Origin of the sequence: Dyella subtropica (genome assembly GCF_026283965.1) — a bacterium.
Taxonomy (GTDB): Bacteria; Pseudomonadota; Gammaproteobacteria; order Xanthomonadales; family Rhodanobacteraceae; genus Dyella_D; species Dyella_D subtropica.
This window is the reverse complement of record NZ_JAPDPD010000002.1, coordinates 207,889-230,836: the sequence shown is the minus strand read 5'-3', so window position 1 is coordinate 230,836 and position 22,948 is coordinate 207,889. Positions and strand designations below refer to the sequence as shown.

Here is a 22,948-nt window from a genome sequence, read left to right as displayed (position 1 = left end):
TGGGTGACTGATGGGCTGGCCGGATGGGCACCTGGACATATCTCTATGAGGAGCGCGCGTTGAGGCGCAAGAAACGAGGGGGCCAGCCCTCTCTCACTCCTCTCAACTCGTTTCTCTGAAAGCCTTAGTGGAACTGATCGCTGGCCGGCACCCATGACGTAGGTGCGGAGGTGGCTTTGGCCGGTTGGTCGCGACCCGCTGGCAGACGGTCGTCCACGCAGCCGGGCGGCAAGGGTCCACCGGATACGCGTGCGGTGGCGCACTGCGCGCTGTTGTCGAGTTTGATCGCGCTGGCGACGGGTGCGGTGGAGCTTGCTGGCGGCGGGGGCACCAGCGGGTTGGCCGGCGCCAGCTTCATCCGCTCGTAGACTTTGTCGTCCACTGGCTTGGGTGGCGGATCGCCGTTGCCGCAGCCGAGCAGGCCCATCGGGAACAACGGCATCACTACGCATTCGACGCGCACGCCTCGCGGCAGATGGAAGGTGTGACGCACGGTGGTTTTCTCGACCGCACGACGCAGGGCGGTGTCGATCGAACTCTCGCCTTCCGGTGTCCAGTCCTGCTCGAAACGCGTGGCCTTGTAGCCGATGTTGGGCCTGCCGTGCGACATGATCTCGGTGTTGCCGCGCGGCTGCAGTTGCACATAGGTGCCGGTGGGGCCGCTCTCGCCGCCTTGCGCGCCACCACCCTGCCCGCTGCTCTGACCGTTGCCCTGGCCCGGCGGCAGCGCGAGGTTCAAGCCTCCGCTCTTGCCGCTGTTGCTGGGTGAGGAAGCCACGCCGTTGGGCACGCCGGGTGTACCCGTTTCACTGCCTTGCGGCGTGGCGTTGGGTGCAGTGCTCTTACCGGTATCGGTGGAACTCTGCGCCGTTTCGCTGGAAGGGGCGCTGCTCTTCGGGCCGGCAGCGGCACTGGCAGCCTTGCTCTCGGCTGCGGTCTGCGCGGCTTCGGCACTGGCCGACTTGGTGGCTTCCGCGCTCGCGGGTTCGACTTGGATCTGCGGACGTTCGAGCGTGGGTTTGCGATCCAGCGCGATCGCTTTGGGCGCCACCGTTTCCAGGCGCGGCGCCTGCGGTTTCTCCAGACTCGGCTGCGCGTTCTCCGGCAACGGCACGGCTTCCAGTTGCGCTTCGGCCACGCGGATCGACGGCGCTTGAATGCGCGGCTGCTCGCGCGGAACCACGGGCGTCGTCGTGCTGGCGGTGATTTGCAGGTTCACCGTCGGTGCCGCCTGTGCAGGCAGCGGCACGGCCTGCATTTCCGGCTCGGACGGCGCGGCCGCCACGTCCGCATGCGTTAACTGCGGCAGGCTGGGTGTGGCGGGTTTGGGTACGGCGCGTTCCATCGCGATGGTAGGCGCGGTGACGGTGGGTGCGGATTGGAGTGGTACCTCGGGCATCGCCAGCGAAGCGGGCGGCGGCACCGGCTGATTGCCTTCGACCTGCAGCTTGCGTACAGGCTCAGGCTGGAATTTTGGCGGCACCGGCACCGGTGCGGGCGGCGTCTGCAGGGTCACTTGCGGCGGTTCGGTGGCGGTGGGCACCGGCTGCAATTCAGGCGCGGGTGCTGGCTTGGGCAGGGCCACCTTGGGCTGGGGCGCGGCAACCGCTTCCGGCGCGGGTGCGCTCGGATGTGCCTTCACGACCACCACGGGGGTTTCCAAAGCCGGAACGGGCACCGGAGCCAGTTCAGCATCGGTGCGCGTCGAGCTGGTGCTGGAGCGGGTGGTTCGCACCACGGTGGGCGCGCTGCTGCCGCGATGGACCGGGCCGACTTCCTTCGGCGGCGTGCCGCGCACCGGCGGAGGCGGTGGCGGCTCTTCCTGCTTCTTCTCGATCAACCGCACCTGCAGTGCCGGGCCACTCGACTCGGGCAACTCTTCCAGTTCATAGGCCGGCCCGAGGATCACGCCGAACAGGAACATCAAATGCACCAGCAAGGCGCCGGCCATGCCGAGGATGCGCAACCAGCGTTCGTGCGGCTTCTGCTGCCGGCGCCGCCGATAGACGGCCGCCTTCAACGCCGCCTCACGCGGTGAGGGCAGCGATACGGGCGTGCGGGCTACGCGGGCGGGATCCGTGGGCGGCAAGGGCATGCGCGCAAGTGTAGCGGCACATGCTTATGCTGCAGCGAGGTGGCGGCTCCCGGTTGTTCGGGCGCTGCCGTCCTGCCACCACAACGGGTTATTCCTTCTGCGACTTCAATCGCGGCAGCAACATCGGAACCCTCTTTCGATAGGCGTCGTAAACACTGCCGTATTGCACCGAGAGGTCATGCTCCTCGAACCGCAAGGCGATCAGGATATAAACCGTCGTGCCCACCGAGAACACCAGATGCCCCACGGTCATCCGCGGGGTTGCCCAGAAGGCAATGATGAAGCCAAGCATGATCGGGTGCCGCACAAATCGGTAAAGCCAGGTCGTTTTGAATTCCCCGGGCGCATCCATCTTTTGCTTGAAATTCAGATAGACCTGGCGCACACCGAACAAATCGAAATGATTGATGAAAAAGGTGCTGGCAAGCACCAGCAACCAGCCCAAGGCAAAGATCGCCCATACCACTTGGAGCGCCACAGCGTCCTCGACCTGCCATAGCACGCCGGGCAGCTGTCGCCATTGCCAGAAAAGCAATATCAACGCCAGGCTCGCATACAAAACATAGGTGCTGCGCTCGACCGCCTGCGGCACCAGCCGAGTCCACCAGCGCTTAAAAGCCGGTCGCGCCATCACGCTGTGCTGTATGGCGAAGACCGCCAGCAGCAACGCGTCTATCAATAACGCCATGGCGGGCGACGTGGATGTTGCCGAATCGATCGTCTTGGGCACAATCACGTTCCCAACGAACCCTATCGCGTAGAGAAAGGTCGCGAGGAAAACGACATAGCATGCCGCGCCGTACAGCAAGGCAAGTATCCGGCTCACCGGGGCATACTCCAGACGCACTTGAACAGCATCTTCGCTCTCCTGACCTGATCCTTGATCCGAACAGCTGCCAGGTGAACACGGCGTCACTGCCGTGCGAAGCGACGCTTCACTTGCCAGCGACGCCGGCACTCTCGCGCTCGCGCAGTTCGGCATCCACTGCACGGTTCGGCGTGTCGACCGGACACCCGTGCGGCAGCGGCTTGCCATCACGATAGATGGCGATGCATTCCGCCTCGCTGGGTGGCTTGGGCAGGCTGGGCATCGGTGCCAGCGAGGCGGACGGCGCCATGTTGAGGCGCTCGTCGCCATCCTTGGCCGACGGCGGCGAAGGTGGGTCGCCGAGGCAACCGCCCGCCAGTGCGGCGAACGATATGGCGCAATGAATGCGCAACCCCGGAGCGAGGTGGAAGGTGTGCTTCACCGTGGTCTTTTCGACGGCCTTGTGCAAAGCACCGTCGACAATGTCTTTGCTCTTGTCCCAGTCTTTGTCGAAGCGCGTTGCCTGGTACTTCACTGGGCTGCCGTGCTGCATCATGCGCGTATCGCCCTGCGGCGCGCGTTGCACATAGCCCGACGTCTCCGGCGCCGGCGGCGGAGTTTCGTTCGGCAACAGCGGCCGGCCGTTGAGATCGAACAGTCGCGGCGGCGGGGTGCTGCTCGCGGCTGAAGCCGGCAGGCTCGCCGTCATAGCATTTTTCGAGGGAGCCTCATGCACGGGCGCCGGGCGCGGCGCGGCAGGCGTCGGTGGTGGTGGTGGCGCTTCTGGCAATGGCGGCGCCTGCGCTACCCGCTGCCGCGGAATCAGCCGCACCTGCAGCGCATCGCCGGATCGTGCATGCACCTCCTCGCGCACCGGTTGCGGACGCATCTCCCACCAGGTGATGCCCACGAACATCACGTGCAGCAGGAGCGCGATCGCGAGACCGACCCACAGCCGCCGACGATCGCGCGGCGGCTTGCGCCAGCGCAACTGGTGCAGCAGGGCACGGGTGGGGCCGTCCAGCGGTGTCAGGCCGCGAGCGTGCTCCGTGGGGGCGGGCGCGATCCAGCGGTGATGTTCGACCTGCGATACGTGTTCGATGGGGAATTCTTCGATGCGAGGAAGCGTGTGCCCTACCTGGCAGCACGCGGGGTCAGCCATCCAAGACAAGTCCGAAGCCCCTGGGGTTCCCCTGCCCCGCAGTGCAGCTTGACCCCGCCCCGCGATCGCTCAAGTCTATGCAAACGGCGCCACGCGCCGCACCCCGCCATGACCGCCCCCGCGTCCCGCACGCCTGGACGACCATGACGGCCCGCCATCGTCAGCCGTTTCGCGCGGCGTCGTGCGGTGCCGCAGGTCATCGCCGGCACGATCCCGCGCCTCTGCAGAGGAGGGTCGCATCGTGTCGTACAACACGGAAAACATCCGCAACATCGCGCTCGCCGGCCACGCCGGTTCCGGCAAGACCACTTTGTTCGAGGCCTTGCTGCATGCTGGCGGCGTCATCCAGAGCCAAGGCTCGGTGGAGCGCGGCACCACGCAATCGGATACCGACACCCAGGAAAAGGCGCGCGGCCACTCCATCGACAGCTGCATCGCCGGCATCGATCGTCCCCACTGCCATATCAACCTGGTCGACACCGCCGGTTATGCGGAATTTCGCGGCGGCGCGCTGTCCGCATTTGCCGCGGTGGAAACCGTGGCCGTAGTGGTGAACGCCATCAACGGCATCGAACACGCCACCCGCCGCATGATGGAGCGCGCGAAAGAACGCGGCCTGGCACGTCTGCTGATCGTCAACAAAATCGACTTCGAAGGTGCCCGGCTCGGCATGCTGGTCAATGCGCTGCGCGAGGAGTTCGGCAACGAATGTCTGCCGGTGAACCTGCCCGCCCAAGGCGGCAAATTGGTGCTCGACTGTTTCTTCCATCGCGAAGGCACCACCGATTTCTCCTCCCTGGCGGAAGCGCACCAGCGCATCCTCGACCAGGTGGTGGAGATCAACGAAACGGTGATGGACTCCTACCTCGATGCGGGCGAAGGCTCACTCACACCCGAACAGCTGCACGACGCCTTCGAGCAATGCCTGCGCGAAGGTCACCTGGTGCCGATCTGCTTCGTCAGCGCACGCACTGGCGTCGGCGTGAATGAACTGCTGGAGGTCATGGACAAACTGCTGCCCAACCCGGCCGAAGGCAACCCGCCGCCGTTCCGCAACGCGAAAAACGAGCCGATTGCTGTCAGCCCCGATTCGTCGAAACATGTGATCGCCGACGTGTTCAAGATCGTCAACGATCCGTTCGTGGGCAAGCTCGGTGTGTTCCGCGTGTGGCAAGGCACCATCCGCCGCGATACACAGCTGCTGATCGACGACGGACGCAAACCGTTCAAGGTCGGGCACTTGTTCCGACTCAATGCAAAGACGCATGTGGAGATCGAGCAGGTCGTACCGGGCGACATTGCCGCCATCGCGAAGGTGGAGGAAATCCACTTCGACGCCGTGCTGCATGACTCGCACGACGAAGACCACATCCACCTCGACCCGGTGCATTTTCCGCAGCCGATGTTTGGCCTGGCATTGGAGCCCAAGCACAAGGGACAGGAGCAGAAACTCTCGCAGGCACTCGCCCGTTTATCCGAGGAAGATCCCTGCTTCCGCATGGAACACCACAAGGAACTCAACGAAACGGTGATCCGCGGCCTCTCCGACCTGCATCTGAAGGTGATGCTGGAACGCATGAAGGAACGCTATGGCGTTGAAGTGATTACCCACCCGCCACGTATCGCTTACCGCGAAACCATCTCCGGCCGCGCCGAAGGCCATCACCGGCACAAGAAGCAGACCGGCGGTGCCGGCCAGTTCGGTGAGGTATTCCTGCGGGTGGAGCCGCTGGAGCGTGGCAGCGGTTTTGAGTTTGTCGATGCGGTAAAGGGTGGCGTGATTCCCGGCCAGTTCCTGCCGGCCATCGAGAAAGGTGTGCGTCAGGCGATGGAGAGCGGCGCGGTGGCCGGCTACCCGCTGCAGGACCTGCGTGTGACCGTGTACGACGGCAAGTACCACCCGGTCGATTCCAAGGAGGTGGCTTTCGTCAGCGCCGGCAAGAAAGCGTTTCTCGATGCGGTGGGTAAGGCGCGGCCGATCGTGCTGGAACCGATCGTCGACGTCGAGGTAGCCATTCCCGAATCGAACGTGGGCGATGTCACCGGTGGTCTCGCCGGCAAGCGGGCGCGCATTCTCGGTACCGACACCCATCGTGGCGGTGAGCTGGTGATCAAAGCACAGGCCCCGTTGGCCGAACTCACCGACTACCCCACCGAACTGAAGGCCATGACCGGCGGACGTGGCCGCTACAGCCTGGATCTAAGCCACTACGAACCGGTACCGCTGCCGGTGCAGAAGCAACTCAGCGAAGCCTGGAAACCCAAGATCGAGGAAGATTGAACACCCCTTGCCGAATACCTCTGGCCGATGCGGCTCTCCACCTCCGCGTCGGCCTCGTCCAGCCGGTGTCGCGCCGCTTGATGCAGGCCCGCGACACCGCCATGTCACCGATAGAGCGTGCGTCAATTTCCATGACGCAGGAGGACATCCATGAGCCGTGCCTTCGTGAAGGACGCGGACGAGAACCCCGGCAACGCCTTGCCGGAGATCCCGCTGAGCGAGCACCCCAACTACGTCACCCCGCATGGCCTTGAGCTGCTGCGACAACGGCTGGCCGCGGCGCAGGCGCGACGAGACGAACTCAAAGCCGGCGAAGACGCCTTGTCCCAGCAAAGCGAACTCGCCGCCGTCGAACGCGCACTGCGCTGGCTGACCACGCGCACCTCCAGCGCCATCGAAATCGACCTCGCCCAGCAACCACGCGACCGGGTCGCCTTTGGCGCCCACGTCATCGTGGATTCCGCCGAGGGCGAGCGGAGCTACCGCATCGTCGGCGAAGACGAAGCCGACGCCGAACACGGCCTGGTCAGCTACGTCTCCCCCCTGGCCCGCGCCTTGATCGGCGCACGCATCGGCGAGGAAGTGATCTGGCACCGCCCGGCCGGCGATCTGACCGTGGAGGTCATCGCCATCGACTACGGCGACGACACGTAGCGGCCTATCAAAGGAAACGGAAGCGGGGAGAAGACTGCCTTCACGAAATGAGCGCCATTGCGGGCGAAGCCCGCATGCTCTTGCTCTAGATGTTGCTCTTGATCTCCGGGCCCCCTGTGCAGCGGTGAGGGCTGGACGACAAGGCCCCGAAGGGGGCATCGACAGGACGTCGATGCCTTTTCGACACGACAGGGACGTCGTGTCGAAAAGCCCGGCCAGACCTCACGTACCCGCAGGCGAAGCCGGAGGGCGCGTAACCGGGGTGGCCTCTCTTTTGGTTACTTTTCTCTGGCCAAACAGAGAAAAGTGACTCGGACCGCGGCAGCGGTTCGAAAGCCCGCGACAGGCGAGCCAGAACACGCAGACGCGACAATCGAAGCGCAAAGACACTGGACCCCGGCCTGCGCCGGGGTGACGAAGTAGAGGCGATGTCGCGAGCACCCAATCCTCTCCCCGAAGGGGAAAGGAAGCATCAGTGATGAAGCGTCATCACAAGGCTGGAGTCACCCACCTAACCAACCAACTCAACGCCCGCGCTTAGGCTTGAGCAAAGTCCCACAGCACTTCGGCGACCCGCACAAACAGGCCCACAACTTCTTCAACCGCGCCGTATGCGGAACATCCAGCGTGATCCCGTAATCGTAAGTGAGCTCCTCACCCGGCTTGATGTTGCGGATCGCCTCGATGAGCACCCTGTCCTTGCGCGGATTGCCGCTTTCGCTCTCTTCCACCAGCGCCTGGCAGTTCGGGTCGCAGCTGTGATTGATCCAGCGCGCCGTATTGCCCTTGCGGTTGGCGTCGATCAGATATTCGTCATTGAGCGTAAACAGGAAGGTATGACCCGTTTCGCCGCCGTCGCCGTACATCACGTCGGCTTCGGCATGGGTCATCAGCGTGCCCTTGTACTCGATGATTTCTTCGCCCTTCTTGATCGGGGCGGCAGCGAATACACCGTTACCGTGGATCGGCGAGCGGCGGGCGATGATGCGTCGAGTCATGGGCTTCAAGGGCTAGCGGCAGGGAACTCGCGATGATGCCTGCTTGGCGTGGCATTGGGAATCGTTTTTAGGGCACGGGGAACGTCGCAGCCTTGTCTTGCCGGCCCTGTTCTCCACTCCCTATTCCCCGCTCCTTACCGCCTGCTATATTCAAACAATCGTTTGAGGGAATTCCATGAGACGACTGCTTCGCTGTATCGCCTTGGGTGCCTTGGCAACTGGCTTGGTCGCCTGCGGCCCGCCGCGCAAGAGCGTGTTCCCGCCCGCCATCAGCATCCAGGAAATGACGGTGCAGCCGGACGGTCAGTGGCAGCTCACCGTGCGCATCCAGAACAACAGCTACGGCGGCATGAATTTCCGCTCGGTCGACGGCGAGCTGACGGTGGCCGAGCTGGTGCCGGTGCGGCTGCACAGCCGCTTCGATCTCGATATCCCCGCCTTCGCCGGCGACATCACCCGCATCAACGTGCTGCCCACCGCCGAGATGAGCCAGGCGCTCAAGACCGCTGCCACCAAGGGCAGCAGCGGCTCCGTGCCCTATAGCGTCACTGGCCGCGCCAGCGCCAAGCCTGAGCAGGAAGACAAAGCGCGCGATTTCGAATTCCGCGGCAACAACTGGCTGTCGCCGGTGCCGGGCATTCCCAACACCTGGCGCTGATCGACGCGCCCATTCTCTTTTATCCGTCTCTTTTATCCGTCCGCCCCTTCACCCCGTAGGAACTTCGCCATGACCATCTACAAGGCTCCGCTCGACGATCTGCGCTTCGCTCTCTATGACGTGCTGGGCGCGGAGAAGACCCTGACCGCTTTGCAGGGCGGCGAAGGCCATACGCGCGACTTGCTCGACGCTGTGCTGGAAGAAGCCGGCAAGCTCAGTGAGCAGGTGCTGGCGCCCACCAATGGTCCGGGCGACGAGGAAGGTTGCCACTACGACAAGGCCACCCAGACGGTGACCACGCCGAAGGGTTTCAAGGAAGCCTTCAAGCAGTTCGCCGAAGGCGGTTGGGCTGGCCTGACCATGGCCGAAGAGTTCGGTGGACAGGCGCTGCCGGCGGTGCTCGGCACGGCCACCACGGAACTGTTCCAGTCCGGCAACCTGTCGTGGAGCCTGTACCCGTTGCTGTCCGAAGGCGCCTGCCACGCGCTGGAGCTGCATGGCACCGAGGCTCAGCAGCACACCTACCTCAAGCCCATCGTGGAAGGCCGCTGGACCGGCACCATGTGCCTCACCGAACCGCAGGCCGGCTCCGACCTCGGCCTGCTGAAGACGCGCGCCGAGCCGAATGACAACGGCAGCTACAAAATCACCGGCACCAAGATCTTCATCAGCGCGGGCGACCACGACCTGGCTGAGAACATCGTGCACCTGGTGTTGGCCCGCCTGCCCGACGCGCCCACCGGCAGCCGCGGCATTTCGATGTTCATCGTGCCCAAGTTCAAGGTGAACGCTGACGACTCGCTAGGCGCCCGCAACGCCGTGGCCGCCGGCGCCATCGAACACAAGATGGGCATCAAGGGCTCGGCCACCTGCGTGATGAATTTCGACGCGGCGGAAGGCTTCCTGATCGGCCAGCCGAACAAGGGCCTGGCCGCGATGTTCACCATGATGAATGCCGCGCGCCTCGCCGTCGGCGTGCAGGGCCTGGCCCTGTCCGAACGCGCGCTGCAGAACAGCCTCAACTACGCACGCGAGCGACTGCAGTCGCGTTCGCTCTCGGGTCCGAAATTCCCGGATAAGGCGGCTGACAACCTGCTGGTGCAGCCGGACGTGCGCCGCATGCTGCTGACCCAGCGCGCCATCGTCGAAGGCTCGCGCACGCTGCTGCTGTACACCTCGCTGCAAACCGACATCGAAGCGCGCGGCGCCGATGAAGCCGCTCGCAAGAAGGCCAGCGACGTGGTCGCGTTCCTGATCCCGATCGCCAAGGGCGTAGTCACCGAGCTGGCGCAGGAAAGCACCAAGGAAGCACTGCAGGTCTACGGCGGCCACGGCTACATCGGCGAGAACGGCATCGAGCAGTTCGTGCGCGACGCCCGCATCATCACCTTGTACGAAGGCACCACCGGCATCCAGGCCGCCGACCTGCTCGGCCGCAAAATCCTCCAGCTGCAAGGCGCGGGCGCGAAGCATTTCCTCGAAGAGATCGGCGCGTTCTGCCAGAGCCACGCACAGGATGCCTCGCTGCGCTCGCTGATCGGCCCGCTCTCCACCGCCACCAAGGAGTGGAGCGAACTCACCCAGAAACTGGTCGCCCGCGTAATGGCCAACCCGGAGGAACTCGGTGCCGCCGCCACGGATTACCTCTACTACTCCGGCTACGTCACCCTCGCCTATATGTGGGCACGCAGCGTGGCCGCCGCCGAAACCAGCAGCCAATCCGCCGCCTTCAAGCAGGCCAAGCGCGACACCGCCAGCTTCTACTTCGCCCGCATCCTGCCACGCTGCCTGATGCACAAGGCGGCGATCGAAGCCGGCGTGGAGACGTTGCCGGCGATTGCCTGAGTCCATCCTCATCTGGATAACAAGAAGCCCGGCGATGCCGGGCTTTTTGTTATGTGCAGGTTTGGGACTTCCGCCGACGGGCCGCTCGGGTGTAGAACCTGCAACACCTCTCCACCAATGCCAAGCGCATGAACGACATGAGCTTCCTGATCCGTCTGGCCGAAGACGACGACGATTTCATTCTCGGCCTGGTTCCCCGCTTCGTGGACTTCGCCCTGCCGCCCTGGCGACGACGCCACGAGTGCATCGAAGGCATCCGCAAAGACTTGTCACGCCACCTTGAGGAGCAGCCGGCCAACAGCTTCCTGTTCGTGGCCGAGGACGACGAGGGTGCTCGCGTGGGTTTCATCCACCTGCAGAAAACGCAGGACTACTTCACCGGCCGCGCCAACTGTCACATCTCCGATCTGGCGGTGGCGCAATCGCATGAGGGGCAAGGCGTGGGCAAGGCGCTGCTGGCGCATGCGGAGGACTGGGCGCGTGAGCATCGCTGCCAGTTGATCACGCTGGCCGTCTTTCCAGACAACGAGCGGGCACGGACGCTGTACGAAGCCACTGGGTACAGCGCGGATCTGTTGCGCCTGGCGAAACCGGTGCGTTGAGGCGATGGTTTCGCCCCGTGTTTCGAGATCCCGCAAAGGGGAAGACATACGCATCGGCCGTACTTCGGTTGACCGCCGAAGCAGCGGATTTTTTCTTGCGTTTACTCGCGCGATGGAGACCTGAACCGCACACCTGAATCGTTCTTCGCCCCCTCTTCCCACGACGAAGGGTCTGCGTAGGATGCGCACCACGGACGGCGCACTTTTGCACTGTTCGCCACACCACCATCCACAACGGGGAGTCCACCATGAAGATCAAGTCGATGATGATTGCCGGTGCGTTGATTGTCGCCAGTGCGGGCGTCTGCACGGCCCAGGCGACGGATACCAAGTGGGAAAAGAATCATCCGCGCCGCGAGCAGGTCAATAACCGCCTGCACAACCAGAACAAGCGCATCCACCAGGAAGTGAAGGAAGGTGACTTGAGCAAAGGCCAGGCGGCGCAGCTGCACAAGGACGACCGCCAGATCCGCCAGGAAGAGCACGACATGGCGAGCCAGAACGGCGGCCATATCACCAAGCAAGAACAGAAGACCCTCAACCAGCAGGAAAACCAAGTCAGCAAGAGCATCGGCAAGTAAGCCCAGCACCTACTCTTAGCTAGCAACGAAGGAGCGCATGGCGCTCCTTCGTCGTTTCTGGCGCCGGTAGTGACGGACAAACATCACGACGAGGTCAACTGCCCGAGACAGCAAGCCACTGTGCCTTCCCACCCGCGCCGTCCGTCTGAGTGATGTCGCGATCTATGCCGATACCGTTCACGGTTCCCGGAACCAGTGTCTGCACCATCTGGTAGCCACGTTCTGGTAACGCAGGTACTGCGCTGCAGGACTTCCAATAGTGCTGAAACTGCAGGTTCGAGTACAGCTGCTGCCCGGACAACCCGGCATTCGCGCCCACATACAGCCCAGGCACGTAGCCAGCCTGCGACACCGCGTCGTACCACTCGTTGCAGTAGTCGATCACATCCTGAGCGCTCGACTGACCGTCGACACCTTCCAGATCGCACCACACGTTGACCCCGACTGGAAAGCCAACGCTCCGCGCATAGGCTGCCGCATAGGCTCCATCGCTTTGCCCCAGCGGGCCGTCCGGCGACCAGGGCGCTTTCCGCACGTGCTGCACCGGCATGAGGGCAAGCCCCGCCGTGAGGATGTCGTTCGCTTCCTGTGCCGTCAGACACCCCGCGGTACCCCCTCCCGCGTGTGGCAGATAACGCAAGCAGAAGCGGTAGCCCTCACCGACGAATTGCCCGGCCGTCCGGTGGGATATCACGGTATCGCTATCGAAGCCGCGCAAACCCGACGGGGCGCTGCACACCGTACCAGGGAGTGGCATGACCGCTTGCGCGGCGACGGCCTGTGCAGTGGTGGACGGCGAGGTGGAAGGCGACTGAGTGCCATAAGGATCGGTCGGCATTTTCGTTCTCCCCTGTTGGTAACCTCGAAAAACCCATCGAGTCACTACCCGAATCGGCAAGGTCGGAGCATGGCTTGCGAAGCCAGCCGCATCGATCCAAATACCGGCTATACCCGATGAGTGCCTGGGGCGCGAACTCCTGGTGTGACAAGGGCCAAAAGCGCGGCCAAAAGGGCTTATGGAGCAGCCGCGCTATCCCACGCCCCCATTGCCTCATCAGCTTCGCTGCGCCAGCGTGAAAACATGGTGATGCTTCACCATCGGTCTCCGTAATCCGCATTGCCCGCGAACCATGCACGAAAACCCCGGCGCATCACACAACAGGGGGACTCGAAGAACTCACCGCACTCGTCATTCCGGCGAAAGCCGGAGGCGCTTTCGCCGGAATGACGAGCCATAACTGGACGGCCAAGCTGGGCTTCAACACTAGCCAGGAAGCCCCAAGACAAAGTCTTGAAACTACCGCGGGAACGGACGGCGCGACCGGGACAGCGAGGAAAACCCGCTGCCTACCCGATACTGGCATCCCTACTCGCTATTGCCGAGAAGCAGGCCTGGACGCCGCTTCAGCACCTTGACGCGCCTGAGTCAGTGGACTCCCAGGATAGGCTGGTGGCGTAAAGGACTTCGTCGCATCCTGATGCCAGCCCAGTTCGGGCGGTGGCGGGAGCAGAGCGATGGACGGGAAATGCGGGAAGTGCTGCGCGTCACCATCATTGGCGAAGTCCAGCGCAGCCAGATCGATGGACTGCGGGATGTTGTTGAACGCACTCACGTAGTACAGCACGCCATGGGTGTGGTCTCGCACCACCGTCCAGTCGGAATAATCGCCAACGTGCAATGTCTCTTTCGTCGCACCGGCCCCCTTCGCCGACGACGGTGTCAGCAACGTGCCATATGGAGTGGCCATGACGACCTGAACCGCTTGCAAGGCAATGTTCACCAAGGCCTGCACGGAGTCGGCATAACCGTGGGCGCGCCCCGGCAAGGTGTGATGCCACGGCGCGGGAAGCCAGCCGTCGCCGTTCTTTTCAAGCATGCTCAAGCTGTGCTGGATCATCGCGCCGCGAACAAAGCGCGCGGGCGGCGTCGAATCACCGGGCATCCCGACCAACCCGCTGCCGACGAAGGGATAAACCGAACTGGTTGAGGTTTTGGTGCCTGTTGGCGTGAGGTTACTGTAAATCTCCAGGTTGGTACGTTGCCAGTCATAACCGGGGCCGTTGGTGAGCACACCGTTGGCGCTGGCACCCAAACCGTTCTTGTGCGCGCTGTCGTAGGAGGGACCATACTTCCGCATGATTCCGTCAATGAATTCCACGACCAGGCTTGCGCCGGTCTTATCAATGGCGATGAAGTGCAGCGGCAAATACAGCGGATCGTCTTTCGACGGGAGAGGATTGACGACGTGAATCCTCCCCAGATCGAGCGCAGCTTCCAGTTCAATGACGCTGGCGAAATTGCCAAGCACCCAGGCGACGAAATCAGAATAGAAAAGGTTGATGGCAGCACCTGCTTCGTCCTTGGGGTACACCGCTCCGGCTAACCACAGTGCCCCACAGGACATACCCTCTTCGTTTAGTCCATCCGCGAAGATAGGAAACACGTCAAATTCCGGACGTGTCTTGGCGATGCCGACGAAGCCATATGTGTTCTTCCATATCAGTGGATTTCTCAGAGGCGGGGGAGCCAGTGGAAATTGCTGCCCTCTCGGAACCTGGTAGATCATGGATGTCGGATAACCTGGAAGCTCCATGACACGCGCGCTTACGTGCAGACGAGGCTCTTCCTTGCCAGGCGTGACAGGCGCGTTAAGCAGGATGTTCGTGCACATAGAAATACCTCCCCCATGATGGACGTGCGCAAGCATTCTCTCTATCGGCTCGTGCACTTCGTGTGCACGTCTTGTATCTGCCGACTTGCATGAAGGCCCGGGGCAGCAGGTGCACTAGAAGCCTGTTCAAAGTCTCCCAAGGTGATGCGCCGTGCAGACGCTTGCAGGAGCGCACCCTGTGCGCGACAAACCGGCAGGATTGCCGATTTGCACGGCGCAAGCCGCCCGCAGGGTGAGGGCCAGGGATGGCCCGAATGACAAACCGGCAAGACTGCCGGTTTGCACGACGCAAACCGCCCGCTGAGCAAGGCCATGGATAGCCCGAGTGAGAGCACTACATAGCAGAGCCGGTGTTTTGTAGAGCGCGACCCTTGCGGGCCGTTTCGCGCACAGGGTGCGCTCCTACAACGAGCTACGCGGAGACTTTGAACAGACTCTTAGGCAGCGTTGCGTTGCCCTCGGACAACGCAGACGGATTCCAAGCGTCACCTCAAACGAGAGGATGCTCCACCGCACCGGTCCTTGCGGTAAAGCGCAGATACCGCCCCGCCAACGCCGGCATCACCAGCAGGTTGAGCAGCGTTGACGTCGCGAGGCCGCCAAGGATCACGATAGCCATCGGCCCTTCCACCTCGCGCCCCGGCTCGCCATTGCCCAACGCCAGCGGCAGCAGGCCGAGTGCGGTCACCAAGGCCGTCATCAGGATCGGCGTGAGGCGTTCGCGCGCACCGCGCAGCACGGTGAAGCGATTCCAGCGCACACCTTCTTCTTCCACCAGATGCTCGTAATGCGAGATCAGCATGATGGTGTTGCGGGCGGAAATACCGAACAGGGTGACGAAGCCGACCAGCGCGCCGATCGACAACACACCGCCCGCAACGGCCGCGGCGATGACACCACCGACCAGAGCGAACGGCACATTGGCGAGGATGAGCGCAACGCTGCGTCGATCGGGGAAGGCCATCATCAGCAGCGCAAGGATGCCGACACCGGCAAGGCCGCCATGCAACATCAAATCGTGCCGCGCTTGTACGGCACCTTCGGCCGCACCACCGAATTCCACGTAGTAACCGGCAGGCAGCTTGACGCTCTTCGCCAACGCGGCCTGGGCCTGCGCGACGAAACCGACCACATCCGTCGCAGTGGGATTCACCGCCAGCACCAGGCGACGCCGGCCGCTTTCATGCGACACGTTGGCGCGACCGTCGAGCAGGTCGGTCTCTGCAACGGAGGAGAGCAACACATTGCGTCCTGCCGGATTGCGCAACAGCAACTGCCCCACCGCTTCGGGGTCCTGCTGTGCGGCAGGATCGAGCTGGACGCGAATGGGGATAGGCTGCACGCCACTGAACACTTGACCCGCGACGACACCCTGATGCGCTGCGGCGACGGTGTCGAGCACGTCGGCCATGCGCAGGCCGTAAGCCGCCAGTCGATCGGGGTTGGGCGCCATGCGCAAGGTGGGCACGGTCGGCGCTTCGGACAAACGCACGTTGCCCGAGCCCGGTACCTGCTGAAGCGTCTGCTTCACTTGAGCAGCCAGGTCGTCCAGCGTCTCCAGATCGCTGCCGTAGACGCTGACCGAAACCGGCGCGGTTTCGCCGGAAAGCGATTCGCCAATGCGGTCGCCGAGAAAGGTCACCACTTCCGAACTGAGGCCGGGATAACCATCCAACGTGCTCTTCAACGCTTTTTCGATACGGATCTGATCCTTCGCGGCAAGACCGGATTTGAGCTCGACATGGAACTCGCTCTGATTGGGCGGCCAGGTGTCCTGCACCGCCTCCGCGCGACCAACCTGCTGCGATACGGTCGCCACGCCCGGGATCGCCAGCACGTCCTTGCTGATGCGCTCGCCGAGACGGGTCATTTCCTCAATGGACGTGCCGGTTGGCCCGATCACCTGCAGGACGAAATGCCCCTCGCGGAATTCCGGCAGCAGCGAAGCACCGAAGAACGGCAGCGCGGCCACGGCCAGCGCGCCCAACAGCAGCGCGCCGATCAGCAGCGCGCGGCCGTGCGGCAGCGAGCGCTCCAGCAGGCGATGCTGTGCGAGCTTCATGCGCTTCAGCCAACGCGGCTCACGATGATGCCGATCGGGGCGCAACAGCAACAGACACAACGCTGGCGTCACCGTCAGTGCGACCAACAGCGAGGCGAAGGTGGCAAGCAGGAAAGCGCCCGCCAACGGCGCAAAGAAACTGCCTTGCAGACCCGGCAGCAGCAGGATCGGCAGAAACACCAGGCCCACCACCAGCGTGGCCAGCACCACCGGCCGGCGCACTTCGATCGACGCGGCGAGAACCACCGGCAAGCGGGGTGCGGCATGACCTGCCCTACGCAGGCGCCGCATGATGTTCTCGACGTCAATGATGGCGTCGTCCACCACCACGCCCAACGCCACTGCCAAGCCGCCGAGCGTCATCGTATTGATGGTCCAGCCCAGCCACTGGAAGGCCATCACCGCCACCGCGAGCGACAGCGGGATGCTGAGGAAGGAGATCAGCGCGGTGCGCCAGTCGCGCAAAAACAGCACCAGCACCACCAACACCAGCGCGGCACCGAGCAGCAGCGCATCGCGCATGTTGTTCAACGCCACCTCGACGAAGGTGGCGGGCCGATGCAGCGAAGGCACCAGGGTCACGCCCTGCTCTTTCAGCATCGGCTTCAAGTCTTCCAATGCAGCCTCCACCGCATGGGTGACTTCCAGCGTGTTGGCGCCGTACTGGCTGTTCAACGCCACCAGCACACCGGGTTTGCCCATGATGCGTGAATCGCCGAAGGCAGGAGCAGCGCGCTCGGCGACATCCGCGACATCGGCGAGCGTAACGTTGCGACCAGCGTGCTGGGTGATGATCGCGCGCCCCAGCTGCGCCGGGTCGGTCAAGGTGCCGTCGGCTTCGAGCACCACGCGTTGTGCGGGCGTGTCGATGTAGCCGGCGCCGCGCACACCGCTGGCCGATGCGGCAGCAAGGCGCACGTCTTCCAAGGTCAAACCGAAGGCTGCGAGGCGGTCGGGATGCACACGCACCTGCCATTCGCGCACGCCACCGCCGAAGATGGTGGCGTCGGCCACGCCTGGCACGGCGAGCAGACGCGGTTTGATGGTCCAGTCGGCCAGCGAGCGCAGCGCGATCGGGTCGAGCTTGTCGCTGACCAGACCCATCTTCAGCAGATCCATGGTCGACGAAACCATCGGACTCAGCGTTGGCGTTTGCACGCCTTGCGGCAGGCGCGTGGCCGCCTCGGTCACACGCTCGGCAAGCAATTGGCGATCACGAAACGGATCGCTGCCCTCCTTGAACACCGCGGTGATCACGGCCAGGCCCTGGATGGATTGCGAGCGCACCACATCCACATCGGTGCCGCCGTTCACGGCGTTCTCGATCGGTTGCGTCACGCGCTGCTCGACCTGCAGCGCGGTGAAGCCGGGCGATTCCACCTGAATGGTGACCTGCGCCGGCACGAACTCGGGGAACACGTCGTAGCTGGCGACGCGCAAGTGCTGCACGCCGAAAACCAGCAGCAAGGTGGCGAGCAGCGCCACCCAATAGGGATGACGCAGCGCGGTGCGAATGATGGTGGCAAGCATGGCTCAGTCGTCGCCCTTGGGTGCGCTGTCGGCCTCGGCCGGCACCGGCGCGGCATCGAGCACGATCAGCGCCTCGACCCCACGGGTCACCACCTTCTCCCCCGCCTTGAAGGGCTCGCCGACCAGCCAGCCCGCAGGCGTCATGTTCAACACCTGCACTACGCGGCGCTCGAAATGCGTGGCATCGGTGACCACGTAGGCCCAGGCCACACCGTTCCAACGCACCACCGCGCTACGCGGCAGCAACACACCGGCCTCGGCCGGCCCCTTGCCTTGCAACTGTGCAGTGAGCGTCATGCCAGGAACCAATCCAGACGCCGGTGCCTGCAGCAGCCAGCCGCCAGCGAGCCCGGCACTGCTGCGCGGCAGCGGCCCCAGCACACGCGCGTCGATCGTTTGCTTCGCCGACAACCGCAGGGCTGCTGTGCCGGCTGTGAAACCAGCGGGTGGCTGCGTCAACGGCTCAGCCTTGAGCAACACATCGCGCCCCTCAAGCAACGCATCCACGCGTGTGCGCAACGCACCGCTATCGAGCGAAGCGATGCTGCTGCCCCACTCCACCCGCAACTGCGCCTGCTGCTGACGCAGCTTCGCCTGGTCGGCGAGCGCTTGCGCGCGTGCCGCTTCCAGCGCTTTGCGCGACATGTTGCCATCGGCTGCGAGCAAAGCCTGGACGCGCTTGTACTCGGCACTGGATGCATCCGCTGCCGCTTGCGCCGCCACTATGTCGTCGACCGATTTGGCCAGCGTCGATGGATCGAGCACCTCGGCGGTGGCGGTCAACGACGATGGTGCCTGCGTGCTTTGCAGTACAGCAGTGGTCAACCCAAGCTTGGATTGTCCGTCAGCATCGAGCTCGGTCGCCGCGGCACTCACTGCGGTACTGGCCAACAGCATGGCGGCAAGGCATCGCACTAGAGTGCGCATCGGAAGGCGATCGATCACTTGGAATCTCCAGAAGTCTTGTCGGCGTTGGGACGGAGCAACTCGGCCTCGTTGCCTTCTAGCGGCGCGCGCACAGCATCTTCCAGTGCGCCCAAAGCCAGTTGCGCCTGATCCAGCGCGGTGAGTTCGGTTTGTGCGGAGGTCAGGGCGGCGAGCTGTGCATTCAACACAGCTACTCGATCATCCTCTCCGTGCGCATGGCCCAGCTCGGTCTGCTTTTGCAGGCGCTGCGATGCTTGCTGTCCGCTGCGTGCCGCATCCAGCGCATGACGCGCCGCGTCGAGCTTTGCGCCGGCGCCGGTGATCTCGCTGTCGATCGTCGCCTGCACCGCTTCCACATGCTTGCCGGCGGCTTCGCGACGTGCCTCGGCCTCGGCGATCGGCCCCTGGTTCTGATTGAAGATGGGTAGCGTGGTGCCCAGGTTGAACTGCAACTTACGCACGCCATGATCGTAGGTGTAGCCCGGGCCCAGCGAGATCTGCGGATACTGCGCGCGCACCTGTTGATGCAGTTCGGTTTCGCGGCTGCTGTAGTCGACCAGCGCGCGCTCAAGGTCCGGGCGCGACAAGCGCGCCCGATCGCTGAGATCGGCAAGCCGCGCGGATTCGAACGCGGGTGCGTCGAGCGAATCCCACTGGAGCTTGATGCCATCGAGCGCTTGCGCCGGCACACCGATGGCGCGCGCCAGCCGAGCTCTTGCGTCGGCGACGCGTTGCGCGGCAGCCGCCGATTCGTTGCGGGCCTGCGCCAGCGTCTGCGCAGCCTGCAATGCTTCTGCCGGCAGGGACTCGCCTAAGGCATGACGCTGCTGCAGTGCAGCCTGCAACGCCGTCGCCGCGGTGACGGATTGTTCGGCCAGCTGCTGTTGCCGCTGCCCCAGCAGCAAATCCGCCATCGCCGCGCGCAGGCTGCGACGGACTTCCCATACCTTTTCGGCGTAGTCCAAGCGCGCACCGCGCACGCCCGCATCGGCCAGATCCGCACGCAGGTGGCGGCGAAGCATGGTGTCGACCAGCATGTCCGTGGTGATGCCCCACAACCAAGGGCTGCTGTTCGCCTGCGATTGCGTATAGCGCTCCAGGGCAAAACTGACGGTGGGATTCGGCAACGCCTTGGCCGTTCGCACCGCCGCATCCGATTCCGCCATATGCGCTCGCGCTTCGGCCAGATCGGGATTCAGCGCTAAGGCGGCAAGCAGCAATTCGGCGCGGCCATACGTTGCTGGCGGCCATTGCCCATGATCACTGGGGGGAAGCGCGGATCGCACGCGCTCGGCCACCACCGGATCGTCGAGTCGGCGTGCCTGCCACTGCGTGTTGGTCGCGGCGGTGTCGATGGGCGTGGGCTGATAGCTGGCGCAACCGGCGAGCAAGGCGCACAGCAGTGCGCTCCATCGGGGCGTCGGTCGGAATGGGGAGGAAGGGCGCATGCTGCCATCGTGACCGGATGCGCTTAGGACATCCTTTAGATGTCTGTTCACGATCTCCACATAGCCCGTGCTGGACCGCAGAACGCGTCATACAGCGGTGTTACGGCCTGGCCTGGACCCCGGCGCCAGACCAAGCCGCGCCCCAGCACCTGGCGCCCATTGCAACCCAGCGCGGGCTCTGCAGACCTTGGGAACCGGCTATTCACCCATCCGCACAGAGGAACGCTACATGCGCCAGATCGTCCGCAAGGCCCTGCCACTCGTATTGCTCGCCGTCGCTTCGGCGGCATCGGCGCAGGACGTAGTGCGCTACAAGATTCCCGATAGCGACTTTCCCATCTCGGCGGCCGTCGAGGTGCCAGCCGGCAAGGCCATGGTTTATGTGAGCGGCAACGTGCCGCCGGTGGTCGATCCGAAGGCGCCCAACGATTCCGTGGCAGCCTATGGCGACACCAAGACCCAAACCATCGGCGTGCTCATCGCTATCGAAAAGCAGCTCAAGAGCATGCACCTGGGCATGGGCGACGTGGTGAAGATGCAGGCGTTCCTGGTGGGCGACGAAAGCCAGGGCGGCCGCATGGACTTCGCCGGTTTCATGGCGGGCTACACGCAGTTCTTCGGTACCAAGGAGCAGCCGAAACTGCCGGCGCGCTCGGCGTTCCAGATCGCCGCGCTGGGCAACCCGGGTTATCGGGTGGAAATCGAAGTGATGGCGGTCCGGCCGTAAGCCGACCGTCGATAGGAGCGCACCCTGTGCGCGACAAACCGGCAGGACTGCCGGTTTGCACGGCGTAAGCCGCCCGCAGGGTGAGGGCCAGGGATGGCCCGAATGACAAACCTACGAAGCGGTGACGTGTGCCCAGTCACCCACAGGGTGGGCTCCCACATAGGGCGCGTCATGAGGCGGGATGGCATCGATGCAGATGCCATCCCGCTTGAAACGACTTAGTTCTTGGTGACTTCGGCCTGCTCGACCAAGTCCAGGCGCTGGGCGACGCGATCGATGTTCGCGAGCGACAGCAGGTGCGCGTAGATCCAACCGAACACGCCTTCCTTCAGGAATTCATGCGAGGTCTTCTCGTCGAGGTTGCGCAGCTTCTCTTCGCTGACCACGTACAGGCCATTGAGGTTGATCGACTTGCCGTCCTTCTCGAGGCGGATGTTGCGCGGCTCGAGAAGGTCGTGCTTGCGCAGCTGCTGCATGAACCACTGCGTGCGGCCCACGTGCTGCTGGAATTCGCCGAGGAAGTTCACAGCGTTGGAGAGCATCTCGCTGTCCGTGCCGTCCTCCTTGAACAAACGCTCACCTTCGTCGCTGCCGAAACCTTCATAGGCTTCGTCGAGGAACACGGTGAAGTCGTCGCCCTCTACCTGATCGGCCGGCTTCTCAGCCAGCACGAACGGATAGCGGCGCACGAAGGCCGGCACATAGGTGTTGGCAGCCCACTGGCCGTTGGCGTCGACGAACAGGTTTTCGTTCTGGCGCAGGCCAAGCAAAGCCATCGGGCCGGCGTCTTCCATGCTCTGGCCAGCGAACAGGATCGGCAGATCGCGCGCGGCGGCCGGGAATTCCACGCCGGTCAGCGGCACCGAATGCACGCCAGCGGCGAACTTCAGGCTAGGAATGCCCTTGAGGCGCAGATCCTTGTGTTGGGTACGGTTGAGCGGCACAGGGCGCTCGTAGAAAAGAACTTCAGCCACGTCACTTACCTCTGCCCCGCCGTGCCGGGGTCGCCACCCAGGCTTCCCCTCCCAAACCCGGCGTCGGGTCTACAGATGAACAACCACTATATCAGCGCCCGGGCAATCGCGGGAGCCACCCTGGGGAAGGCTATCTTTCAGTCCTGACAAGCAGTTGCATGCGTTCTGCAACGATCTTGGTCTATGCTGGGTCAAACTACGTGCGCCGCTGCATTGTCTGAACGCTCTTTCGCTTACGCCTGAAGGACGACTACATGCCGATGGAAGCCCCAGTCCGGCTGATCGACGTGCCAAACCGGGTCGGTGACCTGCACTCGACCCGCGTGCTATCGCTCGATGCCGCCGGCCGCATTCTCGATTGGATCAGCTGGCAGGAGGCGGTCTGTCTCTATGTCCGCGAGGTCGTCGCCTGGACCCTGGGCGATCCCTGCCTCACCGTGCATGGCGGCCACAATCGCGCACTGGGGCAGCAAAGCCAGCTTCAACTGCACCCCATCGTCGCCAGCACCGGGCACTGCCGCGATCACGCCATCGACCCGGCGCCGGCCCTGACCAACACCGCCCTGTTCGGCCGGGACCGCTACCTGTGCATGTATTGCGGCGAGCATTTCAGCCGTGGCGAGCTCACCCGTGACCACGTGCTGCCGATTTCCAAACGCGGCAAGGACGAATGGGAGAACGTGGTCAGCGCTTGCCTGGCCTGCAACCTAAAGAAGAGCAATCGCACGCCGCAGCAGGCCAACATGCCGCTGCTGGCCGTGCCTTATCGGCCGAGCTGGGTGGAACATCTGATCCTGTCCAACCGCAACATCCTGGCCGACCAGATGGAATTCCTGGTCAGCCACCTGCCCCGCGACCGCCGGGCGCTGATGGCCTGAGCGCCCTGGTCCTGCACCTGTAGCGAACAAAGCGAATCGGCCTGCA

Annotated in this window: 18 protein-coding genes; 8 read left to right on the top strand and 10 right to left on the bottom strand. The window is 63.9% G+C overall.

All coding sequences use genetic code 11. From position 1 onward, the window contains the following. Positions 1-124: 124 nt before the first annotated feature. The 3 genes from OUZ45_RS03465 to OUZ45_RS03455 all read right to left on the bottom strand — a co-directional run bounded on the left by OUZ45_RS03465 (position 125) and on the right by OUZ45_RS03455 (position 4,065). On the bottom strand, positions 125-2,095 hold the full coding sequence (locus OUZ45_RS03465) for a hypothetical protein (protein ID WP_266168520.1): 1,971 nt from the start codon (positions 2,093-2,095) through the stop codon (positions 125-127). A gap of 88 nt (positions 2,096-2,183) precedes the next feature. Continuing rightward, positions 2,184-3,053 carry a methanethiol S-methyltransferase gene (gene mddA / locus OUZ45_RS03460; RefSeq protein ID WP_266168519.1) on the bottom strand — a complete coding sequence of 290 codons (870 nt, stop codon included), beginning with the start codon at positions 3,051-3,053 and terminating at the stop codon, positions 2,184-2,186. After that, a complete protein-coding gene (locus OUZ45_RS03455; protein ID WP_266168518.1) occupies positions 3,031-4,065 on the bottom strand; it encodes a hypothetical protein in 1,035 nt (344 codons plus the stop codon). The genes mddA and OUZ45_RS03455 overlap by 23 nt, the downstream gene beginning before the upstream one ends. A gap of 241 nt (positions 4,066-4,306) precedes the next feature. Between OUZ45_RS03455 and fusA the strand changes: the two genes are divergently transcribed. Together fusA and OUZ45_RS03445 are read left to right on the top strand one after the other, a co-directional pair. Continuing rightward, entirely contained in the window at positions 4,307-6,346 is a 2,040-nt protein-coding gene (gene fusA, locus OUZ45_RS03450; protein ID WP_266168517.1) for an elongation factor G, read from the top strand. A gap of 150 nt (positions 6,347-6,496) precedes the next feature. Continuing rightward, on the top strand, positions 6,497-7,000 hold the full coding sequence (locus OUZ45_RS03445; RefSeq protein WP_266168516.1) for a GreA/GreB family elongation factor: 504 nt from the start codon (positions 6,497-6,499) through the stop codon (positions 6,998-7,000). A 524-nt stretch (positions 7,001-7,524) separates the two neighbouring features. Here OUZ45_RS03445 and OUZ45_RS03440 read toward each other — a convergent pair. Continuing rightward, a complete protein-coding gene (locus OUZ45_RS03440; RefSeq protein WP_266168515.1) occupies positions 7,525-7,998 on the bottom strand; it encodes an SET domain-containing protein in 474 nt (157 codons plus the stop codon). A gap of 175 nt (positions 7,999-8,173) precedes the next feature. Between OUZ45_RS03440 and OUZ45_RS03435 the strand changes: the two genes are divergently transcribed. The 4 genes from OUZ45_RS03435 to OUZ45_RS03420 all read left to right on the top strand — a co-directional run bounded on the left by OUZ45_RS03435 (position 8,174) and on the right by OUZ45_RS03420 (position 11,684). Beyond that, entirely contained in the window at positions 8,174-8,656 is a 483-nt protein-coding gene (locus OUZ45_RS03435) for a hypothetical protein (protein WP_266168514.1), read from the top strand. A 69-nt stretch (positions 8,657-8,725) separates the two neighbouring features. Continuing rightward, positions 8,726-10,501, top strand: coding sequence for an acyl-CoA dehydrogenase C-terminal domain-containing protein (locus OUZ45_RS03430; protein ID WP_266168513.1), 1,776 nt, complete (start codon positions 8,726-8,728; stop codon positions 10,499-10,501). Positions 10,502-10,629: 128 nt separating this feature from the next. Next, positions 10,630-11,103, top strand: coding sequence for a GNAT family N-acetyltransferase (locus OUZ45_RS03425; protein WP_266168512.1), 474 nt, complete (start codon positions 10,630-10,632; stop codon positions 11,101-11,103). Positions 11,104-11,351: 248 nt separating this feature from the next. Further along, complete coding sequence (locus tag OUZ45_RS03420) at positions 11,352-11,684, top strand: hypothetical protein (RefSeq protein WP_266168511.1); 333 nt, start codon at positions 11,352-11,354, stop codon at positions 11,682-11,684. 94 nt (positions 11,685-11,778) lie between these two features. Here the strand turns inward: OUZ45_RS03420 and OUZ45_RS03415 are convergent, their stop codons facing one another. From OUZ45_RS03415 to OUZ45_RS03395, 5 genes are all read right to left on the bottom strand, one after another. Next, entirely contained in the window at positions 11,779-12,522 is a 744-nt protein-coding gene (locus OUZ45_RS03415; RefSeq protein ID WP_266168510.1) for a DUF1906 domain-containing protein, read from the bottom strand. Positions 12,523-13,057: 535 nt separating this feature from the next. Continuing rightward, positions 13,058-14,356: a linear amide C-N hydrolase gene (locus OUZ45_RS03410; RefSeq protein ID WP_266168509.1), complete on the bottom strand. Its 1,299-nt coding sequence runs from the start codon at positions 14,354-14,356 to the stop codon at positions 13,058-13,060. 490 nt (positions 14,357-14,846) lie between these two features. Further along, entirely contained in the window at positions 14,847-17,948 is a 3,102-nt protein-coding gene (locus OUZ45_RS03405) for an efflux RND transporter permease subunit (protein WP_266168508.1), read from the bottom strand. Positions 17,949-17,951: 3 nt separating this feature from the next. Next, positions 17,952-18,875: an efflux RND transporter periplasmic adaptor subunit gene (locus OUZ45_RS03400; protein ID WP_266168507.1), complete on the bottom strand. Its 924-nt coding sequence runs from the start codon at positions 18,873-18,875 to the stop codon at positions 17,952-17,954. 14 nt (positions 18,876-18,889) lie between these two features. Continuing rightward, complete coding sequence (locus tag OUZ45_RS03395; protein ID WP_266168506.1) at positions 18,890-20,323, bottom strand: TolC family protein; 1,434 nt, start codon at positions 20,321-20,323, stop codon at positions 18,890-18,892. Between the two features lie 229 nt (positions 20,324-20,552). Between OUZ45_RS03395 and OUZ45_RS03390 the strand changes: the two genes are divergently transcribed. After that, the gene (locus tag OUZ45_RS03390; RefSeq protein ID WP_266168505.1) at positions 20,553-21,050 is read left to right on the top strand and encodes a RidA family protein; all 498 of its coding nucleotides are present in this window, start codon (positions 20,553-20,555) and stop codon (positions 21,048-21,050) included. Between the two features lie 218 nt (positions 21,051-21,268). On the opposite strand, the gene OUZ45_RS03385 is transcribed toward OUZ45_RS03390, so the two are convergent. After that, positions 21,269-22,024 carry a SapC family protein gene (locus OUZ45_RS03385; RefSeq protein ID WP_266168504.1) on the bottom strand — a complete coding sequence of 252 codons (756 nt, stop codon included), beginning with the start codon at positions 22,022-22,024 and terminating at the stop codon, positions 21,269-21,271. Between the two features lie 254 nt (positions 22,025-22,278). Here OUZ45_RS03385 and OUZ45_RS03380 point away from each other — a divergent pair, with 254 nt between their 5' ends. Then, positions 22,279-22,902 carry an HNH endonuclease gene (locus OUZ45_RS03380; protein ID WP_266168503.1) on the top strand — a complete coding sequence of 208 codons (624 nt, stop codon included), beginning with the start codon at positions 22,279-22,281 and terminating at the stop codon, positions 22,900-22,902. Positions 22,903-22,948: the final 46 nt, after the last annotated feature.